The organism is Enorma timonensis, assembly GCF_000321165.1.
Lineage (GTDB): Bacteria > Actinomycetota > Coriobacteriia > Coriobacteriales > Coriobacteriaceae > Enorma.
This window is the reverse complement of record NZ_CAPF01000042.1, coordinates 36,086-45,907: the sequence shown is the minus strand read 5'-3', so window position 1 is coordinate 45,907 and position 9,822 is coordinate 36,086. Positions and strand designations below refer to the sequence as shown.

The window sequence follows — 9,822 nt, the reverse complement described above, 5'->3', positions numbered from 1 at the left end:
CGGGCGAGCCCCTGCCGCCGCTCGCGGGCGTGCCGCTCGCGGTGAAGGACAACATGAACCTCGCGGGCACGCGCACCACCTGCGCCTCCCGCATGCTCGAGCACTACGAGAGCCCCTACACCGCTACGTGCGTCGCGCGCATGCTCGATGCGGGCTGCGTGCCGGTGGGCAAGGCGAACATGGACGAGTTCGCGTTCGGCTCCTCGACGGATTCCTCCGCCTTCCACCCCACGAACAACCCCTGGGACACCGCGCGCGTGCCTGGCGGCTCGTCAGGCGGCTCGGCGGCAGCGGTCGCGGCGGGCGAGGTGGCGCTCGCGCTCGGCTCGGACACGGGCGGCTCCATCCGCCAGCCGGCGTCGTTCAGTGGCGTCGTGGGCATGAAGCCCACCTACGGCGCCGTGTCGCGCTACGGCGTGGTGGCCTTCGGCAGCTCGCTCGACCAGGTGGGGCCTTTCGGCCGCACGGTCGAGGACGTCGCGCTCGCCATGGACGCCCTCGTGGCGGGCGGCCGCGACCCGTATGATTCGACCTCGCAGGATGTGCCCCCGCGCTTCGCCGATGCCGTGGACACGGACATCGCGGGCATGCGCGTGGGCGTCATCCCGGCGTTCATGGACGCAGACGGTCTCACCCCGGAGGTGCGCCGCGCCGTGGAGGGCGCCGCGCACTCGCTCGAGGCGGCGGGAGCCGAGCTCGTGGAGGTCGAGCTGCCGCACCTCGACGCCGCCATCGCCGCGTACTACGTGATCGGCCCGGCGGAGGCGTTCAGCAACCTCGCGCGCTTCGACGGCATCCGCTACGGCTACCGGGAGCCCGACTGCGCCACGCTCGCCGCCCAGAGCTCGCTGTCGCGCGCGCACGGGTTCGGCGCGGAGGCGAAGCGCCGTCAGATGCTCGGCGCGTACCTGCTCTCCTCGGGCGTGTACGACAAGTACTACTACGCCGCGCAGAAGGCGCGCACGCTCATCACGGAGGACTACGCCCGTGCGTTCGACCGCGCCGACGTGCTGCTCATGCCCGCCGCGCCGCGCACGGCGTTCAAGCACGGCGAGATCAGCGACCCCACGCAGATGTACCTCTCGGACATGTACACCATCTCGCTCAACATCGCGGGCAACGGCGGCATCACCGTGCCCGTCGGGCTGGGCGAGGAGAGCGGGCTGCCCGTGGGCGCGCAGCTCGTGGCGCCCGCCTTCGCCGACGAGCGGCTCATCGCGTTCGGCGCGGCGCTCGAGCGGGCGTGCGCCGGCGCATGGGATGCCGTGCGCGGCGCCGCTGCCGCGGGGGAGGGTGCGCGCTTCGGCGCCCCCGTCGCGCCCGCGTTCGCCGGGAAGGGGGGTGAGCTCGCATGAAGGAGCTCAACGAGGTGCTGCGCGATTGGGAGGCCGTGATCGGCCTCGAGATCCATACCGAGCTCACGACGCTCGAGACAAAGATGTTCTGCGGCTGCAAGCTCAGCCACGACGATGAGCCGAACACGAACGTGTGCCCCGTGTGCCTGGGGCTCCCGGGCGCGCTGCCGGTGCCGAACAAGCGCGCGATCGAGTACATCGTGAAGGCGGGCCTCGCCACGAACTGCGAGATCCAGAAGCACTCGATGTTCTACCGCAAGCACTACTTCTATCCCGACATGGCGAAGAACTTCCAGACCACGCAGGGTCCGGTGGCGTTCGCCATGCACGGCAGGCTCGACCTCGAGGTCACGGGCCGCGGCGCCGCCGAGCGCCCGGAGTGCGCGTTCGGCGCGGCGGAGGCCGAGAGCCTGGCGAGCGCCTCGGCGGGCGCGGTCGGCCTCTCCGCGAGCATGGCGCGCGACCTTCCCGAGCAGGGGGGCGCGCTCGCGGGCCTCTCGGGCTACGACACCGCCTCGCTCGCCGTGCCCGAGCGCCGCGAAGACGGCTCGTACACGGTGCCCATCCGGATCCTGCGCATCCACATGGAGGAGGACGCGGCGAAGATGGTGCACGTGGGCGGCGACGAGGGGCGCATCGGCGGCGCGGCCGAGAGCCTCATCGACTACAACCGCTGCGGCACCCCGCTCATCGAGCTCGTGACCGAGCCCGACCTGCGCACGCCCGAGGAGGCGCGCCTGTTCATGGAGAAGCTCCGCCGCATCTTCCTGGCGCTCGGCATCTCCGACTGCTCCATGGAGAAGGGCTCCATGCGCTGCGACGGCAACGTGAGCCTGCGCCGCCGCGGCGACGCGCGCCTGGGCACCAAGACCGAGCTCAAGAACCTCAACTCCTTCAAGGCGCTGCACGACGGCCTCGCGTACGAGATCTGCCGCCAGGCCGAGGTGCTCGAGGCGGGCGGCGAGATCTACCAGGAGACGCGCCACTGGGAGCCGAGCCGCAAGCGCACGGTCGTCATGCGCGTGAAGGAGACGGCGGACGATTACCGCTTCTTCCCCGACCCCGACCTCGCGCCGTTCGACCTCACGGACGAGTTCATCGAGCACTGCCGTGCGGAGCTGCCGGAGCTGCCGGACGAGCGCCGCGACCGCTACGTGCGCGAGCTGGGCATCAAGCGCGCCGACGCGGAGCAGATCGCGGGCGACCCGGAGGTCGCGGCCTTCTTCGAGGAGGCGGTGGGCGGCCTTGCCGGCAAGGAGGCGCAGACCGTCGCGAACCTCGTGGTGAACGAGCTGCCCGCCTACCTGCGCGGCGCGAGTGTCGCGCTTGCCGAGAGCGCGCTGCGCCCCGAGCAGGTCGCGGGCCTGGCGAAGCTCCTCGCCTCGGATGCCATCAGCTCCAACCAGGGCCACGAGGTCTTCGAGGCCATGGCCGCCTCGGGCGACGACCCCGAGCGGATCGTCGACGCGCGCGGCATGCGCCAGGTGAGCGATGCCGGCGCGCTCCAGCCCATCGTGGATGAGGTGCTCGAGCGCTGCGCGGAGCAGGCCCAGCAGTACCGCGACGGCAACCAGAAGGTGCTCGGCTTCCTCGTGGGCCAGTGCATGAAGGCGAGCCGCGGCAGCGGCAACCCCAAGCGCTTCAACGAGCTGCTGCGCGCGGCGCTCGAGGCATAGAAACGCCGGTGGGCGGGTACGCTTTCAGGCGCGCCCGCCCGCTCGTTTTGCATGCGCGTATGCACGGCGCGCCCGGTGCCGCCGCCGCGCTATGCAGTTTCAAATCGTGGATACTTTATTTCGATAAAGTTTCCTATCAGTTTTGTATCAATTCGCACCCCGATGGAAGCTATAGTTTCCCTACCCAAAATATACGGAAGGAGTTTCATCTATGTCCATGGCAGATATCTCGCGCCGTCGGTTCATCGAGGCGATGGGCGCGGTCTCCACGATCGGTCTTGTGGGTCTTACCGGCTGCGGTGCCCAGCGCGCCAGCGACACCGGTTCCTCTGCGGGTGAGGGCGGCATCGCCGACACCATCACCTTCGCGCAGGGCGCCGATCCGCGCGGCCTCGACCCCGCCTACGTCGACGACGGCGAGTCCGCCAAGGTCATGTCCAACATCTACGACACGGTGCTCCGCTTCGACGTCGAGTCCACCGAGGTGCTCCCGTGCCTCGGCGAGATGCCCGAGATCTCCGATGACGGCCTCACCTACACCTTCAAGATCCGCGAGGGCGTGAAGTTCCACGACGGCACCGACTGCGATGCCGACGCCATCGTGACCTCCATCACCCGTCAGCTCGAGCCCAACCGCACCGAGGACATGCCCTACGCGTCCTTCGTGTTCGGTTCCGAGGAGGCGAACACCGGCATCGCGTCCATCGAGGCGCCCGACGCCACGACGCTCGTCATCACCCTCCGCTCGCCCTCCACGCCGTTCATCAAGAACATGGCCATGACGCTCGCCGCCCCCATCGTGGCGCCGTCCGCCATCGAGGCCGGCGACTCCAACGAGAACCCCGTCGGCTCCGGCCCCTACAAGTTCGTCTCCTGGTCCAAGGGCGAGAACATCGTGCTCGAGGCCAACGAGGATTACTGGGATGAGGAGCGCAAGCCCCAGACCAAGAACGTCATCTTCCGCTTCATCACCGAGAACTCGAGCCGCGTGACCGCCCTCAACAACGGCGAGGTCGACATCATCGACGGCATCGACGCCTCCGTGGTGCCCACCATCACCGATGCCGGCAACGAGCTGTTCAGCGAGGACGGCATGAACATCAACTACCTCGCGTTCCGCAACGACACGGGTGCCTTCTCCACCGTCGAGGCGCGTCGCGCCTTCTGCCAGGCTGTGAACGTCGAGGAAATGGTCCAGAGCCTCTATGGCGATTACGCGGGCGTGGCCACCTCCGTCATGCCGCTGTGGATGGCCCCGTACGACGAGGACATCAAGCAGACCGCCTACGACCCGGAGGCCGCGAAGGCCGCCTTCGCCGACCTGGGCATCACGAGCTGCACCATGCTCACCTACACGAACCCCCGTCCGTACAACTCCATCGGCGGCCAGCCCCTCGCCGAGGCCATCCAGGGCTACCTGGCCGATGCCGGCGTCGACATGGACATCGTCTCCTACGACTGGACGACCTACCAGACCAAGGTCGACACGGACGCCTTCGACTGCTGCCTCTACGGCTGGGTGGGCGACAACGGCGACCCGGACAACTTCATGAACCTGCTCGCCGATGAGAACGTCTCCATGAACGTCGGCCGCTATCGCAGCGATGCGTACAACCAGCTCATCCAGCAGGGCCTCAGCACGCCCGACGGCGACGAGCGCGACGCCATCTACAAGCAGTGCGAGCAGATGGTCGCCGACGAGATGCCGTGGATGCTCATCAGCCACGCCAAGAACCTCGCCGCCTACGCGCCGAGCATCAACAACTTCTACTATCACCCGACGGGAGTCGTCCACATGGAGCTCGTCACCAAGACGGCGTAACGCTCCCATGCTCACGACGCGGTTTTGCTAACATAACGCGGGCCGGGCTTGCTCGGCCCGCGTTGTCGTTGCAGGCAGGGCGCGCAGGGTCGCGCCGCTATGAATGGAAGGAGGGGGTAGCATGCTGAAATACGTTCTCAAGCGCATCTTGCTGGCGATCCCGGTTCTGCTGGGCGTCTCCATCATCGTGTTCCTCATCATGCGCGTGTTCTCCGCTGATCCGGCGCCCGTCGTGCTCGGACAGCATGCTACTGAGCAGGCCATGGAGGCCTGGCGCGAGGCGAACGGGCTGAACGACCCGCTCATCGTGCAGTATTTCAATTTCCTGGGAGGTGCCCTCACGGGCAACCTGGGGGAGAGCTACTACACCCACACACCCGTCACGCAGGAGCTGCTGTCGCGCTTCCCGGCGACCATCGAGCTCGCCCTCGTGGCGATCATCATCGCCTCCGTGGTGGGCGTGGCGCTCGGCGTGCTCTCGGCGACGCACAAGAACTCGGTGATCGACGGCCTGTCCACGATCATCGCGCTCGTGGGCGTCTCGATGCCCATCTTCTGGCTCGGCGTGCTGCTCATCATCTTCTTCGCGGGCTACCTGCATGTGCTGCCCAGCTCGGGTCGCATGGACCCGTTGCTCCAGCCGGTGGGCGGTACGGGTTTCTACCTGCTCGACACCCTGCTCATGGGTGACTTCGAGGCGTTCTCGGATGCCGTGGCGCACATCACCCTGCCGGCGCTCGCGCTCTCCATGTACTCGCTCGCGGTCATCACGCGCATGACCCGCTCGAGCATGCTCGAGACGCTCGGCGAGGACTACGTGCGCACGGCGCGTGCCAAGGGCCTGAAGAAGCGTCGCGTGGACATCCATCATGCGCTGCGCAACGCGATGCTGCCCGTCACCACGGTCATCGGCCTGCAGCTGGGCAGCCTCCTCGGCGGCGCGATGCTCACCGAGACGGTCTTCGCCTGGCCGGGCATCGGCAAGTTCGTGGTCGACAGCATCCTGAAGTCCGACTTCCCCGTCGTGCAGGGCGCGGTGCTGCTCATCGGCACGATCTTCATCATCATCAACCTCGTGGTCGACGTGATCTACGCATACCTCGATCCGCGCATCTCCTATAGCAAGGAAGAGGGGTGATCGACATGGCAGAGGCAACGCTTCAAGCGAACGAGCCCCAGAAGCAGGCGCAGCCCGATCCCGAGAGCGCGCCCAAGCAGGCGGAGAAGACCGAATCGCTGTGGAAGGACGTCTGGTACTCGCTGCGCCAGAACATCCCCGCCATGGTGAGCCTTTTCGTCATCCTGCTGCTCGCCATCGTGGCGATCGTCACCTACTTCTGGCCGCAGGTGCTCCCGTACGACCCGTACGCGCAGGACCTCTCCGCGTCGTTCCAGCCGCCCAGCGCGGCGCACTGGTTCGGCACGGACCAGCAGGGCCGCGACATCTTCAGCCGCGTGCTCATCGGCAGCCAGATCTCGCTCACCGTCGGCCTGCTCTCCGTGGCCATCTCGCTCGTGATCGGCGTGGTGCTCGGTGCCGTCGCGGGCTATAAGGGCGGCATCGTCGACACCATCATCATGCGCATCATGGACATGATGCTCGCCACCCCATCCATCCTGCTCGCCATCGCCTTTATGGCGGCGCTCGGCCGCGGCATCGACAAGGCCATCATCGCCATCGGCTTCGTGTCGATCCCCGAATACGCGCGCATCGTGCGAAGTCAGGTGCTCGCGGTCAAGCAATCGGATTACGTGGCGGCCGCGCGCGTCATCGGCGATTCCGACGCGGTGATCATCTTCAAGCACGTGCTGCCCAACGTCATGCCGTCCATCATCGTCCGCGCGACGCTCGGCATCTCGAGCGCCATCCTCGACGCGGCCGCCCTCGGCTTCCTCGGCCTGGGGGTGCAGCCGCCGGCGGCGGAGTGGGGCGACATGCTCGGCCGCGGCCGCAACTACATCTTCGCGGCGCCCTACGCCATGATCTTCCCCGGCCTCGCCATCACCATCACCGTGCTCGCGTTCAACCTGCTCGGCGACGGCATCCGCGACGCCTTCGACCCCAAAGCCAGGAAGAGGTGATACCTGTGGCATTGCTTGAAGTGCACGACCTCGTCACCGAGTTCCCCACGCGCAAGGGCGTCGTCCGCGCCGTGAACGGCGTCTCGTTCGACGTCGAGCCCGGCGAGATCCTCGCCGTGGTGGGCGAGTCCGGATCGGGCAAGAGCGTGACCTCGCTGTCCATCATGCGGCTCCTCCAGGATCCCGGCCATGTGGCGGGGGGTTCCATCACGTTCGACGGCAAGGACCTGCTCGCCGCGACGGAATCCGAGATGGAGCAGATCCGCGGCGCGCAGATCTCGATGATCTTCCAGGAGCCCATGACGAGTCTGAACCCCGTGTACCGCGTGGGCGACCAGATCGTCGAGGCCATCCGCACGCACTCGGACATGAGCAAGAAGGACGCCTGGGCGCGCGCGGTCGAGATGCTGCGCGTGGTGGGCATCCCGAGCCCCGAGGAGCGGGCGCGCGACTTCCCGCACCAGATGTCGGGCGGCATGCGCCAGCGCGTCATGATCGCCATGGCGCTCTCCTGCGACCCGAAGCTGCTCATCGCCGACGAGCCCACCACGGCGCTCGACGTGACCATCCAGGCGCAGATCCTGGAGCTCATCTACAAGCTGCGCAACGAGTTCAACATGGCGGTGCTGCTCATCACGCACGACCTGGGCGTCGTGTCCGAGGTGGCCGACCGCGTGGTGGTCATGTACTGCGGCCAGGTGGTCGAGGAGGGCGAGAAGTTCGAGCTGTTCGAGTACCCGCTTCACCCCTACACGCTGGGCCTCCTGCGCTCCATCCCGCGCCTCGAGGACGAGGCGTCCGAGCGCCTGTACATGATCAAGGGCTCCGTGCCCAACCCGCTCGACATGCCGAGCGGCTGCCCGTTCTCCGACCGCTGCGAGCGCGTGACCGAGCGGTGCCGCAGGGAGCGCCCCGAGCTCAAGGAGGTTCCGGGCACCACGCGCCGCGTGCGCTGCTTTCTCTACGACGACGAGGCGGAGGTCGCCCATGCCGTGGAGGCCACGGAGAAGGCGCACGTGGTCAAGGCGAAGCTCGAGGCCGAGGAGCGCGAGCGCATCGAGCGCGCGCGCAAGATGAGCGGCGGCGCCGAGGTGACGGTGGAGATCGAAGAGGAAGAGGAGGTGCGCTAGCACATGGCTATCGATAAGACGGATACCCTCATCGAGGTGCAGCACCTCACGAAGAGCTTCGTCGCCGGGTCGAGCTTCTTCGGCAAGCCGACGTCCTTCGTGCGCGCGGTCGACGACGTGAGCTTCTCGATCCGCCGCGGCGAGGCGTTCGGCCTCGTGGGCGAGTCCGGCTGCGGCAAGACCACGATCGGCAAGATGATCGTGGGCCTGCTCAAGCCCACGAGCGGCAAGATCCTGTTCGAGGGCGAGGACATCACCGCCCTGAACCAGCGCGACCGCCGCAAGCTCTGCAGCGACATCCAGCTCATCTTCCAGGACCCCTACGCGAGCCTGAACCCGCGCATGACCGTCGGGCAGATCGTCGCCGAGCCCATGATCGTGAACAACATCCTGCCGAAGGACAAGATTGACGACCGCGTCGACGAGCTGCTCGAGCGCGTGGGTCTCGCCTCGTACATGAAGAACCGCTACCCGCATGAGTTCTCCGGCGGCCAGCGCCAGCGCGTGGGCATCGCTCGTGCGCTCGCGGTGAACCCGAAGCTCATCGTCTGCGACGAGCCGGTCTCGGCGCTCGACGTGTCCATCCAGGCGCAGGTGCTCAACCTGCTCGACGATCTGAAGGAGCAGTTCGGCCTCACGTATCTGTTCATCGCGCACGGCCTGAACGTGGTCAAGCACATCTCCGACCGCGTGGGCGTGATGTACCTCGGCCGCCTCATGGAGGTCGCGCCGAAGAACTCCCTGTACCACGAGCCGCTGTGCCCGTACACGCAGGCCCTGCTTTCGGCGATCCCGAGCCCGGATCCCAAGCTGCAGCGCAAGCGCATCATCCTCGAGGGCGACGTTCCGAGCCCCATCGACCCGCCGGCGGGCTGCCGCTTCGCGAGCCGCTGCTTCGCGAAGGTCGCCGCCTGCGACGTGGCCGCGCCCAACCAGCGCGAGGTGCTGCCCGATCACATGTGCGCGTGCCACCGCTACGACAACGTGCTGCCCGAGCGGGCGCACGAGGTCGCGCGCGAGATCCAGTACGACGCCGCCCGCCCGAGCTATGGCCGGGGGAGCGACCTGGTGAACGCGGATCCCGTGGTGACGCCGTAAGGCGCAGGCGTTACAGCTGAGCGTTGTATACGAGAAAGGGCGAGCTCCCGAGGGGGCTCGCCCTTGTTGTGTGGTGGAGCCGCGGAGAATCCGCGTATTCGCTGCGCGAATACGCATCCGCTGCGGCGGCTTGCGCCGCCTTGCGCGCTGCGCTGGCAAAGACGCTCGCGCGCTTTGCACAGCTTCGCGCCCCGCACGGAGTTCGATTCTCCGCGCCGCAAAACGACATGCGGGCGATGGCAGAAAACGCCATCGCCCGCATGGGATATGGTGGTGGAGCCGCGGAGAATCGAACTCCGGTCCACGGTAGCCTCCTGATCGGCATCTCCAGGCTCAGTCGCTGGTTTGGTCTCGGGCGCTGTGCGCGCAGCGACACGCTCGCAGCGCCCCAATCGGTTCGGTCTTAGCCCGCGCCATACCGATCACGTGCGCGGGAGCATTCCCCTAGCATGACACCGCACCCGGAGCGGGGAACATCCGGGATTGGCGTGTCGCTATAAATTAAGCGGCAAGAGCCAGCTGAGGCTCGTAAGAAGAATTCTTGTCAATTCAATTTGACGGTACCCCTGATTAACGTGGCGAGGAGACCACGGCCTGCTTCCTCTCTCAAAGCTATCGTGTCGAAACCAGTCGGCCCCGAAAGGGGGTCTGGGTCGGCA

Annotated in this window: 7 protein-coding genes and 1 other RNA gene; 7 read left to right on the top strand and 1 reads right to left on the bottom strand. The window is 67.3% G+C overall.

Going from position 1 to position 9,822, the window contains the following annotated elements; all coding sequences use genetic code 11:
• The 7 genes from gatA to BN423_RS04795 form a co-directional block, all read left to right on the top strand.
• The coding region (gene gatA, locus BN423_RS10735; RefSeq protein WP_019239137.1) for an Asp-tRNA(Asn)/Glu-tRNA(Gln) amidotransferase subunit GatA at positions 1–1,355 on the top strand (1,355 nt) is incomplete at its 5' end.
• A complete protein-coding gene (gene gatB / locus BN423_RS04820; protein ID WP_019239136.1) occupies positions 1,352–3,031 on the top strand; it encodes an Asp-tRNA(Asn)/Glu-tRNA(Gln) amidotransferase subunit GatB in 1,680 nt (559 codons plus the stop codon). The genes gatA and gatB, both read left to right, overlap by 4 nt.
• A gap of 211 nt (positions 3,032–3,242) precedes the next feature.
• Entirely contained in the window at positions 3,243–4,853 is a 1,611-nt protein-coding gene (locus BN423_RS04815; RefSeq protein WP_019239135.1) for an ABC transporter substrate-binding protein, read from the top strand.
• Positions 4,854–4,974: 121 nt separating this feature from the next.
• Positions 4,975–5,991 carry an ABC transporter permease gene (locus BN423_RS04810; RefSeq protein WP_019239134.1) on the top strand — a complete coding sequence of 339 codons (1,017 nt, stop codon included), beginning with the start codon at positions 4,975–4,977 and terminating at the stop codon, positions 5,989–5,991.
• 5 nt (positions 5,992–5,996) lie between these two features.
• The gene (nikC, locus tag BN423_RS04805) at positions 5,997–6,935 is read left to right on the top strand and encodes a nickel transporter permease (RefSeq protein ID WP_232385504.1); all 939 of its coding nucleotides are present in this window, start codon (positions 5,997–5,999) and stop codon (positions 6,933–6,935) included.
• 5 nt (positions 6,936–6,940) lie between these two features.
• Positions 6,941–8,065: an ABC transporter ATP-binding protein gene (locus BN423_RS04800; RefSeq protein ID WP_269719528.1), complete on the top strand. Its 1,125-nt coding sequence runs from the start codon at positions 6,941–6,943 to the stop codon at positions 8,063–8,065.
• 3 nt (positions 8,066–8,068) lie between these two features.
• A complete protein-coding gene (locus BN423_RS04795; RefSeq protein WP_019239131.1) occupies positions 8,069–9,163 on the top strand; it encodes an ABC transporter ATP-binding protein in 1,095 nt (364 codons plus the stop codon).
• Between the two features lie 271 nt (positions 9,164–9,434).
• On the opposite strand, the gene ssrA is transcribed toward BN423_RS04795, so the two are convergent.
• Positions 9,435–9,801, bottom strand: a transfer-messenger RNA (tmRNA) gene (gene ssrA / locus BN423_RS11190).
• Positions 9,802–9,822: the final 21 nt, after the last annotated feature.

Coding starts and splice junctions, on each gene's coding strand:
- BN423_RS04810 (WP_019239134.1), top strand. CDS start 4,975: ATGCTGAAATACGTTCTCAAGCGCATCTTGCTGGCGATCCCGGTTCTG.
- BN423_RS04815 (WP_019239135.1), top strand. CDS start 3,243: ATGTCCATGGCAGATATCTCGCGCCGTCGGTTCATCGAGGCGATGGGC.
- nikC (WP_232385504.1), top strand. CDS start 5,997: ATGGCAGAGGCAACGCTTCAAGCGAACGAGCCCCAGAAGCAGGCGCAG.
- BN423_RS04795 (WP_019239131.1), top strand. CDS start 8,069: ATGGCTATCGATAAGACGGATACCCTCATCGAGGTGCAGCACCTCACG.
- gatB (WP_019239136.1), top strand. CDS start 1,352: ATGAAGGAGCTCAACGAGGTGCTGCGCGATTGGGAGGCCGTGATCGGC.